The 23,118-nt window shown below is 67.4% G+C and carries 21 protein-coding genes and 1 other RNA gene; 17 read left to right on the top strand and 5 right to left on the bottom strand.

Features of this window, described 5'->3' with window-relative positions:
* From ACFQQI_RS22770 to rnpB, 8 genes are all read left to right on the top strand, one after another.
* Window positions 1-3,135, top strand: a complete 3,135-nt coding sequence (locus ACFQQI_RS22770; protein ID WP_378568882.1) for a type I restriction endonuclease subunit R — start codon at window positions 1-3, stop codon at window positions 3,133-3,135.
* Entirely contained in the window at window positions 3,132-5,837 is a 2,706-nt protein-coding gene (locus ACFQQI_RS22765; protein ID WP_378568880.1) for a DUF3696 domain-containing protein, read from the top strand. The genes ACFQQI_RS22770 and ACFQQI_RS22765 overlap by 4 nt, the downstream gene beginning before the upstream one ends.
* Window positions 5,837-6,862 (top strand): hypothetical protein, encoded by a 1,026-nt coding sequence (locus ACFQQI_RS22760; RefSeq protein WP_378568878.1) that lies wholly within the window; start codon window positions 5,837-5,839, stop codon window positions 6,860-6,862. Before ACFQQI_RS22765 ends, ACFQQI_RS22760 begins: the two co-directional genes overlap by 1 nt.
* A 7-nt stretch (window positions 6,863-6,869) precedes the next feature.
* Complete coding sequence (locus ACFQQI_RS22755) at window positions 6,870-7,718, top strand: hypothetical protein (protein WP_378568876.1); 849 nt, start codon at window positions 6,870-6,872, stop codon at window positions 7,716-7,718.
* 84 nt (window positions 7,719-7,802) lie between these two features.
* Entirely contained in the window at window positions 7,803-8,684 is an 882-nt protein-coding gene (locus ACFQQI_RS22750) for a hypothetical protein (RefSeq protein WP_378568874.1), read from the top strand.
* Between the two features lie 222 nt (window positions 8,685-8,906).
* Window positions 8,907-9,557 (top strand): hypothetical protein, encoded by a 651-nt coding sequence (locus ACFQQI_RS22745; protein ID WP_378568872.1) that lies wholly within the window; start codon window positions 8,907-8,909, stop codon window positions 9,555-9,557.
* Window positions 9,554-10,060: a hypothetical protein gene (locus ACFQQI_RS22740; protein ID WP_378568870.1), complete on the top strand. Its 507-nt coding sequence runs from the start codon at window positions 9,554-9,556 to the stop codon at window positions 10,058-10,060. The genes ACFQQI_RS22745 and ACFQQI_RS22740 overlap by 4 nt, the downstream gene beginning before the upstream one ends.
* A 267-nt stretch (window positions 10,061-10,327) precedes the next feature.
* An RNA gene (gene rnpB / locus ACFQQI_RS22735) (RNase P RNA component class A) lies at window positions 10,328-10,726 on the top strand.
* A gap of 32 nt (window positions 10,727-10,758) precedes the next feature.
* On the opposite strand, the gene ACFQQI_RS22730 is transcribed toward rnpB, so the two are convergent.
* Window positions 10,759-11,724, bottom strand: a complete 966-nt coding sequence (locus ACFQQI_RS22730; RefSeq protein WP_378569054.1) for a tyrosine-type recombinase/integrase — start codon at window positions 11,722-11,724, stop codon at window positions 10,759-10,761.
* Window positions 11,725-12,249: 525 nt separating this feature from the next.
* On the opposite strand from ACFQQI_RS22730, the gene ACFQQI_RS22725 reads away from it, so the two are divergent.
* From ACFQQI_RS22725 to ACFQQI_RS22695, 7 genes are all read left to right on the top strand, one after another.
* Window positions 12,250-12,987: a DUF5677 domain-containing protein gene (locus ACFQQI_RS22725; protein ID WP_378568868.1), complete on the top strand. Its 738-nt coding sequence runs from the start codon at window positions 12,250-12,252 to the stop codon at window positions 12,985-12,987.
* 111 nt (window positions 12,988-13,098) lie between these two features.
* Window positions 13,099-13,974, top strand: a complete 876-nt coding sequence (locus ACFQQI_RS22720) for a hypothetical protein (protein WP_378568866.1) — start codon at window positions 13,099-13,101, stop codon at window positions 13,972-13,974.
* A 325-nt stretch (window positions 13,975-14,299) separates the two neighbouring features.
* The gene (locus ACFQQI_RS22715; RefSeq protein ID WP_378568864.1) at window positions 14,300-14,893 is read left to right on the top strand and encodes an NAD(+)--rifampin ADP-ribosyltransferase; all 594 of its coding nucleotides are present in this window, start codon (window positions 14,300-14,302) and stop codon (window positions 14,891-14,893) included.
* Between the two features lie 404 nt (window positions 14,894-15,297).
* Entirely contained in the window at window positions 15,298-15,714 is a 417-nt protein-coding gene (locus ACFQQI_RS22710) for an AbrB/MazE/SpoVT family DNA-binding domain-containing protein (protein ID WP_378568862.1), read from the top strand.
* A gap of 87 nt (window positions 15,715-15,801) precedes the next feature.
* Window positions 15,802-16,203 carry a PIN domain-containing protein gene (locus ACFQQI_RS22705; protein ID WP_378568860.1) on the top strand — a complete coding sequence of 134 codons (402 nt, stop codon included), beginning with the start codon at window positions 15,802-15,804 and terminating at the stop codon, window positions 16,201-16,203.
* 262 nt (window positions 16,204-16,465) lie between these two features.
* Window positions 16,466-16,993 carry a gamma carbonic anhydrase family protein gene (locus ACFQQI_RS22700; protein WP_378568858.1) on the top strand — a complete coding sequence of 176 codons (528 nt, stop codon included), beginning with the start codon at window positions 16,466-16,468 and terminating at the stop codon, window positions 16,991-16,993.
* Window positions 16,993-17,757, top strand: a complete 765-nt coding sequence (locus ACFQQI_RS22695) for a crotonase/enoyl-CoA hydratase family protein (RefSeq protein WP_378568856.1) — start codon at window positions 16,993-16,995, stop codon at window positions 17,755-17,757. The genes ACFQQI_RS22700 and ACFQQI_RS22695 overlap by 1 nt, the downstream gene beginning before the upstream one ends.
* On the opposite strand, the gene ACFQQI_RS22690 is transcribed toward ACFQQI_RS22695, so the two are convergent.
* Window positions 17,758-18,114 carry a hypothetical protein gene (locus ACFQQI_RS22690; RefSeq protein WP_378568854.1) on the bottom strand — a complete coding sequence of 119 codons (357 nt, stop codon included), beginning with the start codon at window positions 18,112-18,114 and terminating at the stop codon, window positions 17,758-17,760. It abuts the gene before it with no gap.
* Window positions 18,115-18,219: 105 nt separating this feature from the next.
* Here ACFQQI_RS22690 and ACFQQI_RS22685 point away from each other — a divergent pair, with 105 nt between their 5' ends.
* Both ACFQQI_RS22685 and ACFQQI_RS22680 read left to right on the top strand, forming a co-directional pair.
* The gene (locus ACFQQI_RS22685; protein WP_378568852.1) at window positions 18,220-19,092 is read left to right on the top strand and encodes an AAA family ATPase; all 873 of its coding nucleotides are present in this window, start codon (window positions 18,220-18,222) and stop codon (window positions 19,090-19,092) included.
* A 4-nt stretch (window positions 19,093-19,096) separates the two neighbouring features.
* Window positions 19,097-20,458 (top strand): VWA domain-containing protein, encoded by a 1,362-nt coding sequence (locus ACFQQI_RS22680; protein ID WP_378568850.1) that lies wholly within the window; start codon window positions 19,097-19,099, stop codon window positions 20,456-20,458.
* 26 nt (window positions 20,459-20,484) lie between these two features.
* Here the strand turns inward: ACFQQI_RS22680 and ACFQQI_RS22675 are convergent, their stop codons facing one another.
* The 3 genes from ACFQQI_RS22675 to ACFQQI_RS22665 are packed head-to-tail and all read right to left on the bottom strand — an operon-like array spanning window position 20,485 to window position 23,106.
* Entirely contained in the window at window positions 20,485-21,777 is a 1,293-nt protein-coding gene (locus ACFQQI_RS22675) for a hypothetical protein (RefSeq protein ID WP_378568848.1), read from the bottom strand.
* On the bottom strand, window positions 21,774-22,700 hold the full coding sequence (locus ACFQQI_RS22670; protein WP_378568846.1) for a hypothetical protein: 927 nt from the start codon (window positions 22,698-22,700) through the stop codon (window positions 21,774-21,776). The genes ACFQQI_RS22675 and ACFQQI_RS22670 overlap by 4 nt, the downstream gene beginning before the upstream one ends.
* 10 nt (window positions 22,701-22,710) lie before the next feature.
* Window positions 22,711-23,106 (bottom strand): hypothetical protein, encoded by a 396-nt coding sequence (locus ACFQQI_RS22665; RefSeq protein ID WP_378568844.1) that lies wholly within the window; start codon window positions 23,104-23,106, stop codon window positions 22,711-22,713.
* Between the last annotated feature and the right edge of the window lie 12 nt (window positions 23,107-23,118).

Genomic DNA, 23,118 nt, shown 5'->3' with positions numbered 1-23,118 from the left:
ATGGCTCAGGAGCACGAGAGCGAGTTCGAGCGGGAACTCTGCGAGTACCTGGCCACGCACGGGTGGCTGTACTCGAAGAACGGCGACGGCTACGACAAGGACCGGGCGCTGTTTCCTGAGGACGTTTTCGGTTGGCTGGAGGACACGCAGCCGGATGAGTTGGCGAAGGTCATCAAGCCCGGCGCCTCAGTGGCGGACGAGAAGAAGTCGAAGACACAGTTCCTCGACCGGCTGGTGAAGGCCCTCGACGCTCCACTGGAGTCGGGCGGCGGCACTCTGAACGTGCTCCGGAAGGGGTTCAAGCGAACGCCGGGCAAGTTCCAGATGTGCGAGTTCAAGCCTGCCACCAGCCTGAATAGAGCGACGCTGGAGCGGTACGGCAAGGTCCGCGTCCGGGTGATGCGTCAGGTGCACTACTCGAAGCAGCGCCCGGCTGAGTCGATTGACCTGGTGTTCTTCGTGAACGGCCTTCCAGTCGCGACGGTGGAGTTGAAGACCGACACGACGCAGACGGTCGAGGACGCGAAGAAGCAGTACCGTGACGACCGCCCGGTGAAGGGTGAGCCGCTGCTGGCGTTCGGGTCTCGTGCGTTGGTGCACTTCGCGATGTCGAACGACGAGGTCTATATGACCACGAAGTTGGCGGGACAGGAGACGTTCTTCCTGCCGTTCAACATGGGCCGTGACGGGGGAGCGGGTAACCCGGTCGTCGAGGGCAACTCGTCCACGTCGTACATGTGGGAGCGGGTGCTCGACCGGGATGCGTGGTTGAACATCATCGGGAAGTTTCTCCACGTCGAGATCAAAGACGACGTCGACCCCATCACCGGCGCAAAGTCGAAGAAGACCACCCTGTTGTTCCCGCGCTTCCACCAGTGGGAGTTGGTCACCAACATCCTCAACACGGTCAAGGGCGAGGGGCCGGGACACCGCTACCTCGGGCAGCACTCCGCCGGTTCGGGCAAGACGAACAGCATCGCGTGGACCGCCCACGGGCTCTCCACGCTGCACGACGAGAACAACGAGAAGGTCTTCGACTCCGTCATCGTCGTCACCGACCGCACCGTCCTCGACGACCAGTTGCAGGCAGCCATCAAGCAGATCGAAGGCACCGACGGCACGGTCGCGAGGATCAACATCGACGAGGCTCGCAAGTCCGGGCAGACCTCGAAGTCCGGGCTGCTCGCTCAGCAGTTGGTCAACGGCAAGTTGATCATCATCGTCACGATGCAGACGTTTCCGTTCGCGATGGCAGAGATCGCCGCCAACAAGGGCCTCGCGGGCAAGAAGTTCGCCATCATCGCCGACGAGGCGCATTCGTCGCAGACAGGTCGAACCAGCCAGCAGTTGCGGAAGGTCCTCACCGCTGAGGAGAAGGCCGAACTCGCGGACGGCGGCGAGATCGACACCGAGGCGCTCCTCGCTGCCGAAATGGAAGAACGGTCCGAGTCGACGAACCTGTCGTTCTTCGCGTTCACCGCGACCCCGAAGCAGAAGACGATGGAACTGTTTGGGCGCAAGGACGCCAACGGCATCCCCCGTGCTTTCCACGAGTACACGATGCGACAGGCCATCGAAGAGGGCTTCATCCTCGACGTCCTCAAGAACTACACCACGTACGACACCGCGTTCCGGATTGCCGAGAAGGCCAAGGCAACCGCTGCCGCCGGTACGACCAAGTTGTCCGACGTCAAGGTCGTCGACGAAGCCGAAGCGACTAAGGGCCTGATGAAGTGGGTGTCGTTGCACCCCACGAACATCGCCCAGAAGGTCCAGATCATCGTCGAGCACTACCGCACGAACGTGCGGCACCTCCTCGACGGCCACGCCAAGGCCATGGTCGTCACCTCCTCGCGCGAGGCAGCCGTCCGGTACAAGGAAGCCATCGACGCCTACATCAAGAAGCGCGGCTACAACGACATCGCCACCCTCGTCGCGTTCTCCGGATCCATCGAAGTCGACGGCGTCACATTCCCTGGCGCGGCGCCGCCGTACACCGAGGGCAACCTCAACCCCGCACTCAAGGGCAGGTCCCTGCCGACAGCGTTCGCGACCGACCAGTTCCAGGTCATGCTCGTGGCCAATAAGTTCCAGACCGGGTTCGACCAGCCGCTCCTGTGTGCCATGTACGTCGACAAGCGCCTCTCCGGAGTCACGACCGTCCAGACCCTCTCGCGGCTCAACCGGATCTTCCCGGCAGGCGGCAAGGACACCACGTACGTGCTGGACTTCGTGAACGACCCAGCCGAAATCCTCGCCGACTTCAAGCAGTATTACGAGACCGCCACCATCGAAGGGGAGACCGACCCCGACCTCGTGCACGACCTGCAGACCAAGTTGGACCACGCCGGTATCTACACCACCGACGAGGTCAACGCGTTCGCCGAGGCGTACGTCGGGGGCAAGGGCAACTCCGCCATCCAAGCGCCTTTGAAGGCCGCGAAGGACCGCTTCAACGCCCAGTACGACGCCGCCGACGAGGCGGACGACAAGGCCAAGATCGACGAACTCGACATCTTCCGCAAGGACCTCGGGTCCTTCGTCCGCCTCTACGACTTCCTCTCCCAGATCGTGAACTACCAAGACACCGACCTGGAGAAGCGCTCCCTCTACCTCCGGTTCCTCGCCCGCCAGATCACAGCCAAGAACCGCACACAGCCAGTCGACTTCTCCACCGTCGAACTCACCCACATCAAGCAATCCCGCACCGGCGACCAGGCCCTCGACCTCGGCACCGGCGAAGCCAAGGCGCTGAAGCCCATCACCGCCACCGGCTCCGGGCAGTCCCACGACCCCCGCATGGTCCGGCTTGCCGAGATCCTCTCCAAGGTCAACGACCTATTTGCCGGAGAAGACTTCACCCCCGCCGAACAACAGTCCTGGGTCGAAGGCGTCGTGACCGTCCTCATGGATGACGACACCATCCAGACTCAGGCCAGCAACAACTCCAAGAAGCAGTTCATGGAGTCACCCGACCTCAACGACGCGGTCGTCGAAGCGGTCCTCGGAAACCAGACAAGCCACAACAAGATGGCCGACATCTTCTTCACCGATGACAAGGTGAAGTTGGCTCTCGTCCACCTCCTTGGCGAACTCGTCCACGAGAACATCAAAGCCGAGGAGCAGCCCGCGTGAGCAGCGACGTGAATCGCCTCAGTTGGGCGCTGATGAACGCGACCCGAGGGGTGGGGGTCGAGCGAGGCGTTGACCTCGCGCTGCACGCACTGTTCGTGCGGTGGCTCACCACGCAGGCCGACGGCGAGCAGCGTTGGCGAGAACTAGCCGCATCCAGCAACGACGACGAACTTGCACACCGGTTCGCCCAGTTGGACATCTTCCGGGAGACGTCCAGCGAATCGCGGCTGGATGACGCGGACGCCTACCGGCAGACCCTGCGCGAGATCCTGCACATCATCGACGACTCGATCCCGTGGGCCCTCGACACCGCGAAGCAACGGGAGGAGATCGCTGACGCGTTCGACGAAACACTGGGGGCTCTCTCGCGGCTCGGGAAGCAGTCAGGAGAGTCGGACACGCCACAATTCCTCGCGGACCTGATGGCAGCGCTCACCGTCCGTCCGGGTGACTCTGTCCTCGATCCCGTGTGCGGCAACGGCACCGGATTGTTGACGGCTGCCCGAGTCCAACCGAACGTCAGCGTCTCCGGGTTCGACATCAACCAACGAGTTGCCCGTCGCGCGTCGATGCGCCTCATGATTCATGGCGTCGAAACCGGCAGCGGATTCGGAGTGTGGTGTGCCGACGCCTTCAGTGAACCCCAAACTGGGCTGGCAGATGTCGTGCTCGCTCAGCCTCCGTGGGGCCTGACGTTCACAGACCCGCAGCGCGACACCATCCGTGATCTAGCAGGCGGGACACTGTCAGGTAAGGCGGCAGCATCCAAGGGCGACATGCCGTGGGTCCTGCTGGCGCTCGACGCTCTTCGACCGGGCGGGCGCGCAGCACTCGTTCTTTCGGGTAGCAGCCTGGTCCCCCGCAACCACGAGAACTACGAGTACCTGCTCCGCAGAGGCGCAGTCGAGGCCATCGTCTCGCTGCCAACTGGAATCTTCCGGCACACCAGCATCCCTACCGCGTTGTGGCTGCTCCGCGAACCCAGAACGCGCGACACCCCACAGTCACTGGCGCTCATCGACGCGCAAACGCTGGTTCAGGACACCGACGACGGACAGGTCCAGATCTCTCCTGACGCCATCGCCACACTTGTCGACATCGTTACCGGCTACCGCGAGACCGGCACCGTCGCCGCCCCGAAGCACGTCGCCCGCAGCATCAATCTGAACGAACTGCACCTCGACCGAGGACTGAACCCCGGCCTTTACTTGGAAGAGCCCCCCGAGGAGCAGATCTCCCACCCAGCCCCGGAGCGCACACTCCTCACGAAGGTCGCGCTCGCCAACCTCAAGGCTTTCGGGGCACCGACGGAAGTGCCGCTTGCACCACTCACGCTGGTGTATGGCGCGAACTCCGCCGGGAAGTCGACACTTGTGCAGTCACTGTTGCTCGTGAAGCAATCCCTCGCCGCCGACGCTCTCGTCACGCAAGGGTCGCTGCTCAACGCGGGCGGATTTCGAGGTCTCGTTCACCGACATGGCGACAAACCGGTGAGTATCGCTCTGACCTACGGCACCCTTCCGACCTGGATTCCGGAATCCGGCACTCCAGATCCGACGCTTGCAAGACATGTGGGATGGGTCTTCGAAACCGACGCGTCCGGTCAGGGCGGGGTGACACAGGTATCCATCCAGTTCGGCGATTATCGGCTGGCCTTTCGGAAGGACCCCGGCGCTACCGGGTTTACTCTCAACCGCTCGGAACTGGAGGAGGTATTCAAGGGAGTCGCGAGTGGCACCCTGCTCTACCCCTTTGATGCTCGCCATCACCAAGATGGCGATGAGGCAGAGCAAACCCGACGGCTCAGGGGACGCGAGCAGAACGCGAAGCGAGCGTTGCGCATCCTTGAACGTGACGGCGTTGATGCCATCGAGGTTCGCGCTAGCGGCATCATGCCCACCAGCGATGTACTGCTTCGCCCATCCCGGTCCGGCATTTCGAATCATGAACAAGGCATTGTCGACTCGTATGTCAACCGGACTGCCAAACTCGCTGGAGGAATCTCCGTAGAGGTGGCCCAACTCCTTCACAGTCTCGTCTGGCTCGGCCCTTTGCGTTCAGCGCCGCAACGCGTCTACGACCGCGCCGACACCAGTTCCACCCCCGGCGATGGTCGCCATGTAGCCATCTACCTGTTCGACCACGCCACCGTGGTCACCCAGGTCAACGAGTGGCTCAAACGGCTTGAGGTGCCTTACACGCTCGACGTGGTTCCGGTGAACGCAGGCAACTCCGCCCACCTCGTCGGCGACCTCGTCGCCATTTCCCTGTTCGACAGTCGCAGTGGCGTCAACGTCACCCCGGCCGATGTCGGGTTCGGCATCAGCCAAGTGCTTCCCATCGTCGTGGAACTTCTCTCCCGTCGTGACAGTGTGGTCGCAATCGAGCAGCCCGAAACGCACCTGCACCCGCGCCTCCAGGCGCGGCTGGCAGACCTTTTCATCGACACCACCCAAGAGGGCGGGCAGGGCAACCAACTCATCGTCGAAACCCATAGCGAGCACCTCATGCTGAGGGTGCAGAGACGCATCCGAGAGGGCAGCCTCGACCCACGCAACGTGTCCGTCGTCTACGTCGACCAGAACACGCACGGCGAGACCACCGTCAAGCCCCTCCGGCTTAACGACCAAGGTGACTTCCTGGACGAATGGCCCCACGGGTTCTTCGACGAGCGCCTCGACGAACTCTTCGGGGAGTTCTGATGTACGCACGCGTCGCCGTCGCCTCAAACGCCCTCGACATGGGCGCAATTCCGCCTCCCGTCGCCACTGCTCTCCACGGGGCGCTCATTGAAAGTCTGCGGTCGCACGGGCGGCTGGTCTTCACAAGCCCCGAGGAGGCATTGGAGTTCGTTCGTGCTGTCAAAGAGACAGGAGGGATACCTCCGACCTCACGCGCCAAGTGGACTGCGTTACTAGGGCAGTTCCGACAATCAGGGCGCGTGGTTTTCGCGGATCCACCGAGCGAGACCTCCCTAGCCACGGTGGACGCCATCGATCTGCTCCGAGCCGGGTGGGGTCGCCACGCCGAGATCGCCGTCGTAGCCGAGGCCGCCTCGACAGCGCTCGGTGTTCCCGGAGACACCGGAGTCCTCAGCGATCCGGGGTGCACCCCGGATGTTGCCGTCGCAGCGGCAGCGCCCACCGCGCCCGCCCTCGCGCGTATCCAGCAACTGCACGACCACCCAGTCGCCGCCCACGGAAGCGACCGCGAAGAGTTCTGGTCAACGGTCTTGGAGCCCATGGCAACGGGAGCCATGACGGCCACGATCCTCGACGGCTACCTCTTCGCTAACGAGGCGAGGGGCGGGGACCACGTTGTCTGGATGTTGGAGCATCTCGACAGTGTCATGGCTGGCGGGGCAACGGTCCGGCTCCTCGCGAACTCACGCCACTCGCGCGGCCTCGACCCGCAAAAAGTTGCTGAAGCAGTTCGAGACCGATGGGCCCCGCTCAAGGTAGGGCGACTCTCACGAGTCGAGGTCCTGCTGGGAACACCTTCGCAAGGACGCCGCTTTCCCCACGACCGGCACGTTCGATTCAGCACAGGAAGCGCGGTCAAGGTTCCCGCAGGTTTCGACCGCCTTAGCGAGCAGCGCATCTGGGATACCAGCGGGATGTGGTGGACCTACTTCTGGCAATCAAGCGCGCTCGACGACCTTCGGGATGATGAAGGTGCAGCCGAGACGCTGGCACACCATCCAGAAGCGCTCGTACTAAGTCGATAATCACGACATGTCTGGAACCCACGACGACGCGCTCCCGATCACGACACTCCTCCCAGAGTCGGCGGCGGACCCTGTAGTGCTATTCGACCAACACGCAGCACTCCGGTTCGCCATCGTTGAGCGTGACTACGCCCTGCGGATCAGCATCGAGGAATGGGACCGGCCCGGCGTCTACGTCCTGCTGGACCCACCCGCTACTGACGGGTCCTGGGGCTGCTACGTCGGAAAGGCACCAGCAGGAGTTCGGACGCGGCTCCGCGACCATCTGAAGAACAAGGACCACTGGCGACGAGCGGTGCTCGTGCAACGAGACACGACCTTCGGGTTCAACTCGGCACAGGTCGCCTGGCTCGAAGGGCGTCTCTACGACCTTCTCGATGCCGCCGAGGATGCCCGGCTCCACAACGGCAACCGGCCCTCGGACGAGACACTCCCGCCGTTCGAGCGGGCCTCGCTTGAAGCCGCTATCGTCCCGATCTCTCGGGTTCTGCGGCTGATCGGCTACGACCCGGTTACCGCCGATGACTCGGGGACGGTGAGCACCACGACGAAGGCGTCGCGAACGAGCCGGTTCGTTGGGATCAGCGTCAAGCACATCATCGACGCGGGCTTCCTGGCCGCCGGAACGTCACTGGTCTCTGCGAATTCGGTCTGGCCTGCGAACGGCTCCGCCAATGCTGACGGGACCATCACGTTCGACGGCACCGCGTACCCGACGCCGTCGGCTGCTGCGGCAGCCGTGAAGGGAACTGGCGCGGTGAACGGCTGGGACTTCTGGGCCATCGAGGATGCGGCCGGACGGACGACACTGGCGACCCTTCGCGCCCGCTACCTTGACTCCCGACCCACGACCTGAACCGCGCCGCCCTCACGTCACGACTCACTCTCGCCGATAACGGGTTTGGCAGATCCCAGTTGAACCGATCCGAGCGAGGTTGAGTTGTTCCAGCGAGTCCGTACCGGTGCCGTCGCCGGGATCTTCGTGATGGTCGCGGTGTTGAGTGTTGGGGGAGCGGCCACCGCCGAAGTGTCGACTGGTCACGCGGACACCGCTGTGCGCTCCGCTGCGTCGTTCAGGGCGCACGCCGTCGCGAGGCCGGTGCTGAGGCCGTCGAAGTCTCAGGTGGACGAGGGGGACCGGTTCACGCTGACCGCGACGGTCAAGTCTCCGAAGACAGCGACGCGGGCCGTGCTCCAGAAGTGGTATGTCCCGCTCTACTACGGGACCCCGCGCTGGGAGCCCGTGAAGAGTCTCAGGGTCGGCGGCAAGAGCCAGATCGCCTTCAAACGGGTCGCCACCGACGAGAACAGCGAGCGGTATCGGCTCGTCGTCACCTACAAGAAGACCAAGAAGCCTGTCGTCTCCAAGCCCACGTCGGTGACCGTCTGGCGGTGGATACCGCTCAAGGAGTACGACCCCTACTACGCGTCAGAGTCCCTCGCGATGATCTTCGGGACCGCCACGATCAACGGTGTCGCCTACTCGGGATGGGGGGCCGCCTCGTACTCCCACACGGGCACTTGGGAGTCCCGGTTCACGCCCGGACGCCACTGCACCTCGTTCAAGGCCATTCTCGGCCTCGGCGACATCTCCGCCGACGGTTCATCAGGCAGCGTTTCGTTCACTGCCGACGACAAGCCCATCTACACCTCCCCGGCACTTACCCCGGGGATGAGCGTTCCGGTCACTGCCTCGCTCGCGAAGCCGTACCGGTTCGGCATCCAACTCCTCGACACGACCCCCGGCGGCACGACCGGGCGCGACGAGGCGGAGGCGTGGCCCGTGCTCGGCGAGCCTGCCTTCCTGTGCACTGGCGTCTAGCCCTGCCTGAGCACGCGGACCGAGGGCCCTTCTTAGTCGTTCTTATTCTTTCTTGTTTGGCCCTTGGACTCCGTCCGCGCCGAATGTCGACCGGCAGCGAGGGTCGGTGTAGACCAGGCGCGCCCCGATGTCGGACCCGACGTCTAACGTCCCGGGACCGAGCCGAAAGCAAGGGGTCGAGCGGCTCACCAGACGACACCCTGAGTGAGAGGACCGACCCCGATGACCAGCCCCCAGCCGAACGAACGAACAGCCCCAGCGATCCCCGACGCAGAGATGGTGGCGCGCGCCTGGCACTGGCTCACGGAAGAAGGAGCCATCGACGCTGTCCCGTTCGACGGTGAAGATTGCTCCTGCCGCAACTACGTGCCCTACGCCCTTCGCCTCCTCGCACTGTTCTACGGCGACCCAGTGCCGGAGCCGAATGGACTCGGAGCAGTCGTCATGAATCCTCTGACGGGCACTGTCTGGGTGAGGGCGGCGCATCCGTCGTTGCCGTGGCACGACCCAGCAGCGGCCTCACCTCAGCAGTGGTCCGACCCCACCTGCGAGGACTGGTTCGTCTGGGACGACCTGCCTCGCCCGCTTGTTGTCCAGGAGCGCGGGTGGACCCCGCCCGAGCCGTCCGCAGCCCCCGCGCCGCCATCCGACACCCGCGAGCCCACTGGCATCGGTGCACTTGTGGTCGACACCGCCGACGAAGCGTGGGTACGCGTCCACGACGGTCGCGAGCCATGGCTCAAGGTCGACCAATCCGGTACAGGCATCGCCGACAACTGGGATGGACCCTTCTCCGCCGCATCGTGGGCGGACCTGGACCACCCCGTGACAGTCCGGAGCCACGGCTGGCAGCCGCCGGTGAACGCCTCGTGAGTTGGATTGAGGAAATCGAAGTAGCGTGGCCCATCGAGGTTCTCACCCGCATCGGCTACGACCAAGAGACGGCGGAACGCCTTCACCGGCTGCTCCCACCGGTCGCAGTAGGTCACCTCCCAGTGCTGAACTGGAACAATCCACTACGCCACTACGAGGGCGGCGACAACCCGGACGCCGCCGTCATCTGGTTCCTTCACGGACCACCCGGAGACGATGCAGTTCGGCTCGCCAACAGCGGCCGAGACCTGCTCGACCTCGTCGCGATTATGGATGCAGTTGACGCTGCACATCCCGGGCCCATGTGGAGACCAGCCAAAGTTGAACTCGCCGCATCGTGGGTCGCAGCCGCCGTCATACCCACCGAACGGGCAGCCCGCTACATCGCAGCCGGAATCACCGCCAGCGAGGCCACCGACCTCGAAGCCAACCCGGACACCCGGCCTAGCGATGACCAACTCGCGCTACTTGCGGGCCTCCGTGCACCAGCAGAGCCATCTTGAACGAAAGCGTGGTCCAAGCCGCCTGACACAACGGCTCGGACCACGCTGCGCGTCCGGCTCGCCTGCAACGACGCTCCGGACGTGTCGCCAATGGGCCGAGCCGCCTGTCAACAACGGCTCGGACCACCAGCCGTCGGGTGCACCTGCACACAGTGCACCCGACGGTGATGCTGGTCGACAGCATCCGGCCGCTCACGGTCCGAACGCAAGGGGTCACCCCGTCCGGATGGCCGTGCGCGCGTGAAGCCCTATGCTTGCTGACGCGGATGGGCTGGCCGGGCGACCGCGTCGCGCTCCTACGGGAAAGCGTCGAGGAAAGTCCGGGCTCCACAGGGCAGGGTGGTGGCTAACGGCCACCCGGGGTAACTCGCGGGACAGTGCCACAGAAAAGAAACCGCCTCTCCTCGCTCCGGCGAAGAGGGGTAAGGGTGAAACGGCGGTGTAAGAGACCACCAGCGGACTGGGTGACCAGCCCGGCTAGGTAAACCCCACCCGGAGCAAGGTCAAGAAGTTCGGAGCCCTCGGGCACCGGACGCGTGTGCGTTCGAGGGCGGCCCGCCCGAGTACGCGGGTAGACCGCTAGAGACGACGGGCAACCGCCGTCGGAGATGGATGGTCGCCGCTCCTTCGGGAGTACAGAACCCGGCTTACGCGCCAGCCCATCCGCACACCCCGGCCCGTGCGACATCGCTGTGCCTTCAACGCGCCCCCAACTCGGCGTCCACAGCAAGCCTCGTCCGGTCGTCCGAGTCGTGCCACAGGTGCGCGTAGGTCTCCAACGTCTCACTCGGTGACGCATGCCCGAGGCGCGCCTGCACCGTCCTCGCCGACTCCCCGTACCGGATTAACAACGACGCGTAGTAGTGCCGGAGCGCGTGCATGCCAGTCCCCGTCAACTCGTTCAGCCCCGCAGCCCTCGCGGCAGGCCGCCACACATGCCCGAACGCAGACCGGACAATCGGCTCACCGCCCAGCGTGAACACCAGCCCCTCCTCGGCAACCTCACGGGCGCACAGATGCCGTTCCAGCGCCTCGACCACGACCTGTGGGAGCGGGACGATCCGTCGGCTCGCCACAGTCTTGAGCGGGCCGAACGCGGTCGTCGGACCCGGTAAGGTGCGAAGTTGACGGTCCACAATTACTACCGGGTCACTCGTGTCGAGGCGTAACCGGTCACGGGTCAGCCCGAAGACCTCGCCCTGCCGCATCCCAGTACCGGCGGCGAAGGTCACGAGCGCACGCAGTTCACCGGGAACCTCATCCCGGAGCCGAGCGACCTGCTCGGTCCGCAGCGGGACCACCAGACGACGCTCTCGCAGGGGTAGGCGGGTACCTTCACACGGATTCGTCACCAACCGACGGTCTCGAATCGCCGCAAGAAAGATCGACGAGACGATCCCGTGGACCACGCGCACGGTCGACGCAGCCAGCCCGTTGGTGACGCTCATCATCTGCACCCAAGACTGGATGTCGGAGTGCACGATCTCGTCGAGCCGCCGCCCGCCGAGCGTCGGGTAGACGTGACGACGCAACATGGTCTCCACGTGGGCGGTGCTACTCGGGCGGTGGAGCCGCATCAACCGCCACTCCTCGGCGTAAGCACGAAACGTGACTCGCCCTGCGCCCGGGTGGTCGTGTCGCCCACCGCTAGGCGATGCGGTCATCTCCTCAAGCCACCGCTGAGCATCAGCCTCCTCGACGAAGTGCCGAGCATGCTCGCGTCCACCCTCGTCTCGATAACGCGCCCGCCATCGACCGCTCGACCGCCTCGCGATACTTGCCACCGACACCCTCTCGTCTTGACGGCCCGAACACCTGGGTGGCCGGGCACGACGCAAGATCCTGCCGCCCGTCTTGAACGGCACCGAGCCCGGGCCACCAATCGCGACGGCGCCGGTCCGGCACCTATTAGATGCAGGACTTCATGACGCTGTGGACGCGTGTACGGCGCACAGTCGGCTCGATGACAGAGCCTGAGCGACCAGTCACCCGACCCAGCCCCTGGCTGGTCGACAGCATCGGACCTGCTGATCGCAGCGACGCAAGGGCGTCAGGATCTCCATGGACGCGGCTATGTGTCGCCTGCTCAACTGGGCCGTCGCAGCGTCTGTCTGCGGGCTTACGCACTGGCCGGTCAGCCCCACGGCGCGCCGATACCTAACCACATGACTCGAAAGCGACGGCGACCGATGACCGAGGTGACGTCCGAGACGTCCAGGCAGGCAATCGAAGACCTCATCGCCATCGTCGATGAGTTAGAGACGCTGCACGTGCGACCCCGCAAGCACCGCCACCTTGAGTTGATGCATGGCCTTACCTGGTACACGTGCGATACCGCGCGGTCGGCTCTCCAATTGATCGACGCCGACCAATCTGGAAGCGCAGCCGTCCTCGTCCGTGTCGCACTCGAACACGGCACCCTCCTCCAGTGGCTGGTCGCTGAGCCCGAGAACGCCGAGAAGTACATGCAGCAGAAGAAGTTCGAGGCTCTGAAGTTCAAGGACGTCGCGGAGAGGGCCGGGATCATGCTGCCCGCAGACCTGCGCGGGGAGTACGAGTCCTACGCCAGCCTGAAGGCGATCCAAGACCTCCAACAGATACGGGGGATGTTTGATCGCCTTGACCCCGCCGGAGCCCTCTATCTGCAGTACCGGTACCTCTCGGGCTACATCCACCCGTCGATGAAGACGACGGGCCGATACACCCACATCGACGGCGACGGACTGGCACTCATGTCCGAACCGGCACCAGCGCCAGCCCGAGCCATCCTGTACACGCTTGCCATGGCGCTGGCCTTCGCCGTCGCGCCGTACGTGGACCTCATTCACAACAAGCCGTACAAGTCTCGGATGAACCGCATCTCTGACGCGGCGAGCGTCCCGCTGTGGGCGACCGCCGACGGAAAGCCGCCGAAGAGTCGCACATAGGCGACGTACGGAGGATCAGCCGTCACCAACAGCCACCCTCTGTCGTTGATCGGGTCTACCGTCTGGCGCAGCACAGTTGCTGTCCGGCTCACCCGACACGAGGAGCGGCTCATGGTCAAGAGGATGACCCCGGCGCAGGCCCGCGCTGCGCTGCGCCGAGCACAGAGCCAGCAGCGCCAGGCCGTCGCCAAATACAACCGCGAGGTTGACAAGTACAACCGCTCCGTCAAGAAGGCGGTTAACGACTACAACCGCGAAGCGCGCGCCCACAACGCCCGAGTCCGCTCGAACCGCCAGAAGTTGCAGCGCGAACTCAACAAACTCCAGTCACAAACAACGACCACGACCTACGTCACCTACGGCACGTCCGTCCGGTCACTCGCCACGGCCTTCGACCGGGTGGACGAAGTAGCCGACCGTGAGGACGCCACCCAGTCCGTCGTCGACTTCGCCGAGATGAGCGAGGCCGAGACCGCGAACAGCGTCGAGGTCCTGAACGCGCTCCTCGACCAGAGCCCGGACGTCGCTGACGATCCCGCCATGAGGGAGCCAAGCCTCGTCGCCGAACTGAGCGCGTTCTCCGAGGACCTCGTCATGCGATGGAAGGGAGCCTTGTTCTCCCTCAATCCAGCCAACCCCGACGCCGCCCGCCACTTCTGCACAAGCGCACGCGAGATCCTCACCCTCATGATCCAGTCGTCGGCACCCGACAAGGCCGTGCTGGCCGACAACCCGAACTGCGACCTCATGCCCCAGGGAACGCCGTCTCGTCGAGCCAAGGTCCGGTACCTGCTCGCGAAGAAGGGGCTGAACCAGCAGGAGATCGAGGACTTCGTTGAAGGCGATCTCGACAACGTCATCGAGTTGTTCAAGACCTTCAACGACGGCACCCACGGAGCCGCAGGCAAGTTCACCGTGCGCCAACTCCTCGCCATCCGCACCCGGGTCGAGTCCGCAATCCAGTTCCTGCACGGCGTAGCCCGCTAGCGTGTCTGACCCCTCCTGACCTGCGGAAACGCTGCCACCTGGGGAATGGGAGGGGGGTCACCTGGGGAATGGCGCTGGAGCGATCCCAGAAACCAGCCGATGACCTGCGAGAACGGACTTTCGTCTTCACCCCTGACGGGGGTTCCGACGAAAGTCGAAAACCTCACCGACGAAAGTGACAGGGCCCCATTCCCCACCTGACTACCCCCTCATTCCCCAGGTAGTCGCGTGGCTGGTGCCTGACGTCAACGATAGCCCAGAACGCCGGTCGAGTCGAGCACCTGTTCGAAGCGTTCTCTGGGGCCGTACCCGTTAGTGAGATTGCATGTGCCAGTCAGTAGCAGCCGGAGGGCAGCGGTGCGCAGCCTCGACTCGTCCTGCCTTTTGCGCAAGCATCGACGCTGTGAATACCGCCATCTCCCGTCGAGCGCAGGCTGAGGCGCAGGCCATTGGGGTCGACGCGGTGGTCGCGCATTTTGCTACCCCCACTGGGGCGCGCGAGGTGGGGGAGATGATTGAGCAGGCTGAGAGCGCGGGAGACACGACCCTCGCAGACTTTCTTCGACTTGGGCGGGAAGCCGCGCGCACGACGGCGGCAACGCGGCGTGAGGTCGATGAGGCCGTTGATGTCCAGATCCGGCTCTATCACGGTTCGCCAGCCATGCTTGGCCCCGGTGACGTCCTTCGGCCCGGGACGGCCGAGACGTCGCCGTACCGACGGGATGAACCCCATGTCTATGTGACCGACTCGGCGACCGAGGCTGCGCAGTGGGCTGCCGACGCCAATGAGATGCGAGGGGGCGATGGCCCCGTCTACGTCTATGAGGTGGATGCCCCAGGTGCGGTGCACCAGCCACACGAGGACGACCACGGTCAGCACGTGGTCCCGAGCGCGACAGTCGTTCGGCGAGTGCGTTGAGCAGCCTTTGCGCGCCCTGTCTGACCTGCAACAACGCTGCTACCTGGGGAATGGGAGGGGTGTCACCTGGGGAATGGCGTTCAAGGCCCGCTGGGAACCCGTCGATGACCTGCGCAGATGCACTTTCGTCTTCACCCCTAAGTGGGGTTAAGACGAAAGTCCTGAAACTCAAAGGCGAAAGTGTCAGGGTCCCTATTTCCCACCCGACCAACCGCTCATTCCCCAGGTAGCCGCGCCACGGTGTCTGGTGTCGACCATAGCCAGGAAGTGCCGGTTAGTCGAGCGTTTGTTCGAGTGGGCGCGGTGTCGCATCAGCGCCCCGGCGTGGAACCTGCCAGCCAGTCCCACTGGGGCGACCGGGTGGGATGAGTGCATGACTTGCCCACTTAACGTATGCTGTGGGCATGACAGATCTGATGGGGTTCGTTTCGGCTACGAGCGGCTACGAGGTCACGTTGGACTCGAAGCGTCGCCCCACCCTGCCCGCAGCGCTGTTGTCGCAAGTCCACATTCAGCCTGGTGACGACCTGATCGCCGTTCCTGGTGGCGAGGGCACCATCGTCCTGCGCAACCGCGAGGCAGTGCTCGCACAGGCGCGAGCGAACATCCAGTCGGGGTTCAAAACGGCAGTCGCGCCCGGCGTGGTTGAGCGGTTCAAGCAGGATCGTCTCGCCGAAGAAGTGAACACCGATGCGCGCTTCCAGTCACGACGCACAACCGAAGGGGTGGCGACTGCTGGCGAAGCCGTGCCCGGCAACCAGTCACTGAACGAGCGAGCAGTCGAGCGTGGCGCAGCCCTCCTCGCCGAACTCGGGCTCTAATACGATCCGTCGCGTACTCAGCCAAACCCAACGGCACCAACGACGCCTCGGCTCCCGCGCCCAAAATCGAAAGACGACACCACCTTCATGACCGCTCCGGTTGCCCTCCTCGACGCATCCGCACTGCTGGCCTGGCTGTTCCAAGAGCGAGGGCATGAAACGGTCTCCAAACTCGCTGGCAAGTGCGTCATCGCCTCCGCGAACATGACCGAGGTGCTCTACCGAACCGCTCAAGAGGGATACGAACGACCGCTCGCCGATCTCTACGACGACCTCGTCAACGGCGGCTTCGCAGTCGTGGAGAACGCCCCCGAAGACGCCGTCCTCGCGGCGCAACTCATCGCTTCGTCCCGAAGCAAGGGCGGGCATCTCTCGCTGGGAGACGGCCTGTGCATCGCAACCGCATCCCGTCTCGGACTCCCAATCGTCGGCGGCGACCAGGAGTGGGAACCCCTCGATCTGCCAGCCAAGGTCATCCCCTTCCGCTGACCGGCACCCAGCAACGCGGGCACGTGCTGGAGCAGCGCGCACCCCTCTTCTGACCTGCGGAAACGCTGCTACCTGGGGAATGGGAGGGGTGTCACCTGGGGAATGGCGGTCAAGGCCAGCCGGGAACCCGTCGATGACCTGCGCAGATGCACTTTCGTCTTCACCCCGCCAGCCGAACGCCCCGGACCATCACGGTCCGGGGCGTTCGTCGTTCCTGGGACCGCCCGGCCTCCCACGTGGCCGACGGTGTGGAATGGGTCCCATGCCGATGTTCGAGTTCGAGGGCAAGCGCCCGACCGTCCACCCCGAGGCCTTCGTCGCACCGACCGCGACCCTGATCGGCGACGTGACCGTCGAGGCCGGCGCCAGCGTCTGGTACGGCGCGGTGCTGCGTGCCGACATCTGCACGATCGTCGTCCGTGAGGGCGCCAACGTGCAGGACAACTCGGTCCTGCACGCCGCGCCCGGCGAGACCCTCGTCATCGGCCGCGACGCGACCGTCGGCCACGGCTGCGTCGTGCACTGCAAGGAGATCGGGGAGCAGGCGCTGGTCGGCAACGGCTCGACGCTGCTCGACCACGCGGTCGTCGGACCGCGCACGCTGGTGGCTGCCGGCTCCGTCGTGACGCCGGGTACCGAGCTGCCCGGCGGGATGGTGGCGACCGGCATCCCCGCGAAGCCGACGAAGCCGATCGAGGGGACGTCGTCGGAGTTCTGGATCGAGCAGAACCCGCCGTACTACCAGGAGCTCGCGCGACGCCACGCGTCCGCCGCGAAGGAGGTCGGCTGATGAGCGTGCGCGTCGAGACCGACGGTCCGGTGACGACGGTCGTCATCGACCGTCCCGAGGCGCGCAACGCGGTGGACGGCCCGACGGCTTCGGCGCTGGCCGACGCGTTCCGCGCCTTCGACACCGACGACGCGCAGCGCGTCGCGGTCCTGCACGGCGCGGGCGGCACGTTCTGCGCCGGCGCCGACCTCAAGGCGATCGGGACCGAGCGCGGCAACCAGGTGCAGCCCGTCGATGACGGTGACGGACCCATGGGCCCGACCCGGATGCGGCTGTCGAAGCCGGTGATCGCCGCGATCGACGGGTACGCCGTGGCCGGCGGGCTCGAGCTCGCGCTGTGGTGCGACCTCCGGGTTGCGGGCGGCGACGCCGTGCTGGGCGTCTTCTGCCGGCGCTGGGGCGTGCCGCTCATCGACGGCGGCACGGTGCGGCTGCCGCGCCTGATCGGCAGCAGCCGCGCGATGGACCTCGTGCTCACCGGCCGGCCGGTCGATGCCTGGGAGGCGGAGCGGATGGGCCTGGTCAACCGGGTCGTGCCCGCCGGCCACGCCCGTGCCGAGGCGGAGGCGCTCGCCCTCAGCCTGGCCGGGCTCCCGCAGACCTGCCTGCGTGAGGACCGGCTCTCCCTGCTCGAGCAGGACGGCCTCACCGAGGAGGACGCGCTCGCCAACGAGCTGCGGCACGGGCTCGTGTCACTGGCGGCCGACGCGATCGAGGGCGCCGGGCGGTTCGCGTCCGGCCAGGGGCGGCATGGCCGCTCCTGATCAGGTCCGGGGTGCGTCGAGACACACCGCGACGAGCGACGCGGCGCCGTGGCGGGTGTAGACCCGCCAGCCCTGCTCCCAGCTGACCAGCCGGAGCTTGCCGTCGAGCGACCGGACAATCGCGGACGCAGGGTCCTCGCCCTCGAAGCCGCTCGTCGAGCACCGGTGCCGGTCGATCATCTGTTGCACGGCCGCGGGCCGGTGAGCGGTGGCGGCGTCCGACCCGCTGCCCCGGTCGAGTCCGGCACCCGTCAACGTGGACAGGGCCAGCAGCACGACCAGGGACAGCGCGCCGGTGCGGAGCGCGAGGAGTGCCAGCCACAGCCATCGTGGTGGCGTCGGGAGCCAGTGGGGCATCGGACCTCCTCGTGCGGTGCGACCGCGCCCGTCCCCCCAGGCCGGGCGCGGTCCTCCCATCTGGTCAACGACCGTCCTCCCGACTGGTTAGGCAAGGATGGGGACATGCCGCAGCCGAGCACCTGGTTCTCCTCGCCCGACGACGCCGCCTCGCGCCTCGCCTCGTCGGGCTACCTCGCCGACCCGGCTACGGCCACGACGGCGTACCTCGCGGGCGCGCTCGAGAAGCCGCTGCTCGTCGAGGGACCGGCCGGCGTCGGCAAGACCGAGCTGGCCAAGGCCGTCGCCCGGGTGACGGGCGCGGAGCTGGTGCGGCTGCAGTGCTACGAGGGACTCGACGAGGCGCGGGCGCTCTACGAGTGGAACTACAAGAAGCAGCTGCTCCGCATCCAGGCGTCGGGGGAGCAGTCGTGGGAGGAGACCCACGATGACATCTTCACCGACGAGTTCCTGCTCACGCGCCCGCTGTTGACAGCGATCCGGCGCGATGAGCCGACCGTGCTGCTCGTCGACGAGGTCGACAAGACCGACGTCGAGGTCGAGGGGCTGCTGCTCGAGGTGCTCTCGGACTTCCAGGTGACGATCCCCGAGCTCGGCACGGTGGCCGCCGTACGCCGTCCGTTCGTGGTGCTGACCTCCAACGCCACGCGGGAGCTGTCGGAGGCGGTGAAGCGGCGCTGCCTCTACCTGCACATCGACTACCCCGACGCCGAGCGCGAGCGCGAGATCGTCACCTCGCAGGTGCCCGACCTGGAGCAGCGGGTGGCCCGGACGCTCGTCGACGTCGTGCACCGGCTGCGCGAGCTGGACCTGAAGAAGTCGCCGTCGATCGCCGAGTCGGTCGACTGGGCCAGGACCCTGGTGGCGCTCGAGATCCGCGACTTCGACGCGCAGGCTGTCAACGACACCCTGGGCGTCGTCCTCAAGCACGCGTCCGACCACGAGAAGGCGCTCAAGGGCCTCAAGTTCGCGGGCTGAGCCGATGACGTCCGGTCTGGTCGATCGCCACATCTCCTTCCTGGAGGCGCTCCGCGCCGCCGGGATGCCGGTGTCGCTCGCAGAGGACCTCGACGCCGTCGCTGCCCTCGGGGTGCTGGGCTGGGACCGGCGCGAGGACGTCCGGTCGGCGTACGCCGCGACCCTGCTCAAGAAGCAGAGCCTGCGGCCGACGTTCGATGCGCTCTTCGACGTCTACTTCCCGCGGATGGTCGGCGACGGCGCCGCCGGCGCCGACCGCGAGCCCGAGATGGACAACGCCCAGGCCCTGGCCGGCTTCCGGGAGGAGCTGGTCGCGGCGCTCGCCGAAGGAGACGAGCAGGCGATGCTCGAGCTGGCCGCGGAGATGGTGGCCCGCTTCGGCGCGATGCCGGGACGCGGACCGGGGCTCTCGTCGTGGTCGGCGTACACCGCGCTCCAGCGGGTCGCGCCGGCCGAGCTCGTCGACCGGATCCTCCAGGCGCTGCTGGCCGATGGGCGCGCGGACGACGACGCGCGGCGCGAGGCGGGGCGGCGCGTCGGCGGGTTCACGACGATGGTCGAGGCCGACGCGCGCCGGCGGATCGCCGAGGAGAAGGGCCCGGAGCACGTCGCCAACGTCGCGCTGCGGCCGTCGATCGACCGGCTCGACTTCACCTCGGCGCGGAAGGCCGACCTCGAGCAGATGCGGTTGTCCCTCTATCCCCTGTCCAGACGGCTTGCAACGAGGTTGGCGCGCGAGCGCCACGCCGTACGGCGCGGGCCGCTCGACTTCCGGCGTACGGTCCGCGCCTCGATCTCGACCGGCGGCGTCCCGCTCGTCACCCACCACCGGCCGAAGCGGCCACACCGCACCGAGCTCGTCGTGCTCTGCGACGTCAGCGGGTCGGTCGCGAACTTCGCCCAGTTCACGCTGCTGCTCGTCTACGCCCTGCGCGACCAGTTCGAGAAGGTGCGGGCCTTCACGTTCATCGACCACGTCCACGAGGTCACCCACCACTTCCGCCCCGGCGCCGATCCCGGCGACGTGCTCGCCGACCTCGCCGCGAGCACGGCGCACGCCGCGTTGTGGGGCCGCACCAACTACGGCCGCGCGCTGGTGAAGTTCGAGGAGTCGTACGCCGACGCGCTCGGCCCCAAGTCGTCGCTGCTGGTCCTCGGCGACGCGCGCTCCAACTACAGCGACCTGCATCTCGACGTGCTGAAGCGGCTCGCCGGCTCGGCGCGACACGCCTGGTGGCTCAACCCCGAGCACCGCCGGCACTGGGACACCGGCGACTCGGCCGCGTCCCGCTACGCCGACGTCGTGCCGATGGTCGAGTGCCGCAACCTCACCCAGCTCGGGGAGTTCGTGCACGACATCCTCTGACCGCAGGGGCTATCCCGATGAGCGCCTTACGACAGGTAGCCGAGCCCGCGCAGGTTCTCGATCTCGCGGACCAGGTCGGGGTGGTCGGAGGAGTCGGCGAGGCGGGCGCCGGCGACGTACCGGCCGGCCACGCTGTCCGCGCCGGTGCCGTCGAAGACGACCGTGAGGCGGTTGTCGGAGGCGGCGTTGACGAGGGAGCCGAGCAGCGCCACGGGGTCGGCGCGGTCCTCGAGGCTGAGCATCCGGGTGGTGCGCGGCACGCGCGGGACGAGCGCCGACGGCGCACCCGCGGTGACGACCCGGTCGACGACGAACAGCGGCGACTCCGCCATCGCGGCGATGTCGAGCGCGGTAGGGCCGCCCTGGGCGTGACCGACCAGCATCACCCGGGCGTGGTCGTCGCCGTACCGCCGGATCGCGGTCTCGAGGGCGCGGGTGACGCGGGTGGCGTACGGGAGGTGGTCGCCGCCGACGAGCCGCAGCGGCTTGCCGGAGCGGCCGTGCGGCCCGGGGAGGAACGCGACGTACGCCCCCGGCGCCACCCGGTGCACCGCCACCGACCGGGTGACGGCGAAGAGCCGGATCATCAGGTCCTCGAGGCCGGACGGCCGGCCGCCGGACGTCGGGTCGGCGGGTACGTCGTCGTCGGGCCTCCCGACCAGGTCGCCGGCGACATCACGCAGGGCCGCGCCGAGGTCGACGAGGAACGACCCCTCGCCGAGGGCGGCCATCCCGCCGCGCGCCGCGGAGGGGGCGCGGTCGCCGGCGAGCACGGGCGTCGCGAGCAGCGACCGCATCCGCAGCCCGTCGATGAGGCCGCCGACGGTGACGGCGTGCTCGAGCAGCTCCGGGTGCTGGGCGGCGAGCTCGTCGAGGAACGCCGCCACCCCGTCGCGGTCGAGCGCGTCGGTCTCGATCAGGCCGGCGGCGACGACCCCGCCGCCGAGCCGGACCTCGGGCGCGAGGTAGCCGACCGCGCGGGCCGCGACGCTGCCGAGCGTGCGCAGTGCGGTCGCTTGGAGGTCGTCGATCCAGCGATACGTGAGCACGGTGGCGCGTACGACGAGCGCGTCGGCGTCGAGCTCCACCGACCGCGCCAGCAGCCCGTGCCGGCCGGTGGTCGCGGCCCGGGTCTCGTCGTCGAGTCGCGCCCAGGTCGCGGGCGACAGCTCGGCGGACTCCGCGACGGCGGGGTCGCGCAGCACCTGCTCGCCCAGGCCGGCCCGCGCCCGCATCTCCCTGCCGGCGGCGTCGAAGACGTCCGCAAGCCGCATCAGGTCCTCGTAGCGGTCGGCGTCACCGGCGGGCTGCTGGCTCACCGGACCACCTCGGCCAGGACGGGCGCGAGGTCGGAGGCGAGGTCGGAGGGTGCCACCCGAGTGACGGTCACGTGGCCGACGGTACCGATGTGGCGCGGTCGCAGCGACCGCCAGCCGTCGGCCAGCAGCAGCCACGACACGACGCCGACGACGTCGGTGGCCTGGCCGGAGACGTCGGCGACCAGGGCGCGCAGCCGGCCGCGGCACTCGGAGGTGAGCCCGTGCAGCGCGGCGATCAGCCCGAGCTCCGAGACCGGCGAGCCGTCGGCGTCGCGGCAGTCGGGCAGGTGCTCGGCCGCGAGCACGGACAGCAGGTCGCTGCGCCCGCTGCGCGCCGCCTCGGCCGCGGCGTCGAGGAGCTCGTAGGGCAGGTCGAGCCCGTCGGGCACGGCCGACCGTCCGACCGTGACCTCCTCCGGCAGCACCGCCGCGCGGGCCAGCTCGTCGCCCCACCGGTCGACCGGGAGCCACGCGAGCTCGAAGACGATGCCGTCGGCCGTCGCGAGCGACGCCACCGCGCCCCCGGTCTGGCGGTGCCACGCCTTGGCCCGCCCCCGGCCGGCGGACACATCGAGGTCGAGCGCCACCGCGGGCGTGGCCAGCAGCCCGATCGCGCCGCGCAGGCCGTCATCGAGCGCGTCGCCGCTCAGCAGGCCGCGCCGCGAGAGCGCCGCGTCGGGCTCGGGCAGCGCCGCCAGCGCGTCGGCGTACGCCGCCTCGTCGGCACCCCAGCTGCCGCCCAGCCGGGAGTCCAGGGCGCCGATCGCCGACGCGCCGAGGTCGAACGGCAGCGGCGCGCCGTCGGCCAGCACGGCCGCCAGGCGGAGCTCGGGCAGCGTGAGTGTGATCCGGCGGGGCAGTGCGGCCAGGGGCCCGGTGGGGTCGGCCGGCTCGGGCGTGACGCCCAGGTCGATGGTCGGCATGGTCCGGCGATCAGTGCCCCGGCGGCTCGTGCGTCAGCCAGTCCCGGTGCCCCGGCGGCGGTGTGGCGGTGTCGCCGTCGGAAGGCAGCGCGCGGCGGGCTCGGCGTTCGGCGTCGGCGATCGCCTCCTTGAGGTCGTCGACGGCGACGAGGTGGCCGTCGAGCGCCTCGGCGGCGTCGTCGTGGCGGCCGGCCACCTCGCGGAGGTGCCCGGCTCGGGCCCGGATGCGCTCGTCCAGGGCAGCGGCGGCGCGGCCGGTCCAGCCGACGGCCTCGGTGCTCACCACCAACCGGTCCGCCAGCGCGCGGAGGTCGACGCCCTGCTCGCGGAGCTCCAGCGCGCGTCTGCGCATCACCTCGATGTCCCCGTACATGCCGCCTCCCGCCGTCCCGTCAGTCGCTCGCATTCCCGCACCGTC

Origin of the sequence: Nocardioides sp. GCM10030259, from assembly GCF_042666375.1 — a bacterium.
Classification (GTDB): Bacteria; Actinomycetota; Actinomycetes; order Propionibacteriales; family Nocardioidaceae; genus Nocardioides.
Note: the sequence above shows the minus strand (reverse complement) of the source record. Positions and strands in the feature narration are given on the sequence as shown.

Coding starts and splice junctions, on each gene's coding strand:
- ACFQQI_RS22770 (WP_378568882.1), top strand. CDS start 1: ATGGCTCAGGAGCACGAGAGCGAGTTCGAGCGGGAACTCTGCGAGTAC.
- ACFQQI_RS22760 (WP_378568878.1), top strand. CDS start 5,837: ATGTACGCACGCGTCGCCGTCGCCTCAAACGCCCTCGACATGGGCGCA.
- ACFQQI_RS22755 (WP_378568876.1), top strand. CDS start 6,870: ATGTCTGGAACCCACGACGACGCGCTCCCGATCACGACACTCCTCCCA.
- ACFQQI_RS22745 (WP_378568872.1), top strand. CDS start 8,907: ATGACCAGCCCCCAGCCGAACGAACGAACAGCCCCAGCGATCCCCGAC.
- ACFQQI_RS22730 (WP_378569054.1), bottom strand. CDS start 11,724: ATGACCGCATCGCCTAGCGGTGGGCGACACGACCACCCGGGCGCAGGG.
- ACFQQI_RS22725 (WP_378568868.1), top strand. CDS start 12,250: ATGACCGAGGTGACGTCCGAGACGTCCAGGCAGGCAATCGAAGACCTC.
- ACFQQI_RS22720 (WP_378568866.1), top strand. CDS start 13,099: ATGGTCAAGAGGATGACCCCGGCGCAGGCCCGCGCTGCGCTGCGCCGA.
- ACFQQI_RS22715 (WP_378568864.1), top strand. CDS start 14,300: ATGTGCCAGTCAGTAGCAGCCGGAGGGCAGCGGTGCGCAGCCTCGACT.
- ACFQQI_RS22710 (WP_378568862.1), top strand. CDS start 15,298: ATGACAGATCTGATGGGGTTCGTTTCGGCTACGAGCGGCTACGAGGTC.
- ACFQQI_RS22705 (WP_378568860.1), top strand. CDS start 15,802: ATGACCGCTCCGGTTGCCCTCCTCGACGCATCCGCACTGCTGGCCTGG.
- ACFQQI_RS22700 (WP_378568858.1), top strand. CDS start 16,466: ATGCCGATGTTCGAGTTCGAGGGCAAGCGCCCGACCGTCCACCCCGAG.
- ACFQQI_RS22695 (WP_378568856.1), top strand. CDS start 16,993: ATGAGCGTGCGCGTCGAGACCGACGGTCCGGTGACGACGGTCGTCATC.
- ACFQQI_RS22690 (WP_378568854.1), bottom strand. CDS start 18,114: ATGCCCCACTGGCTCCCGACGCCACCACGATGGCTGTGGCTGGCACTC.
- ACFQQI_RS22685 (WP_378568852.1), top strand. CDS start 18,220: ATGCCGCAGCCGAGCACCTGGTTCTCCTCGCCCGACGACGCCGCCTCG.
- ACFQQI_RS22680 (WP_378568850.1), top strand. CDS start 19,097: ATGACGTCCGGTCTGGTCGATCGCCACATCTCCTTCCTGGAGGCGCTC.
- ACFQQI_RS22670 (WP_378568846.1), bottom strand. CDS start 22,700: ATGCCGACCATCGACCTGGGCGTCACGCCCGAGCCGGCCGACCCCACC.
- ACFQQI_RS22665 (WP_378568844.1), bottom strand. CDS start 23,106: ATGCGAGCGACTGACGGGACGGCGGGAGGCGGCATGTACGGGGACATC.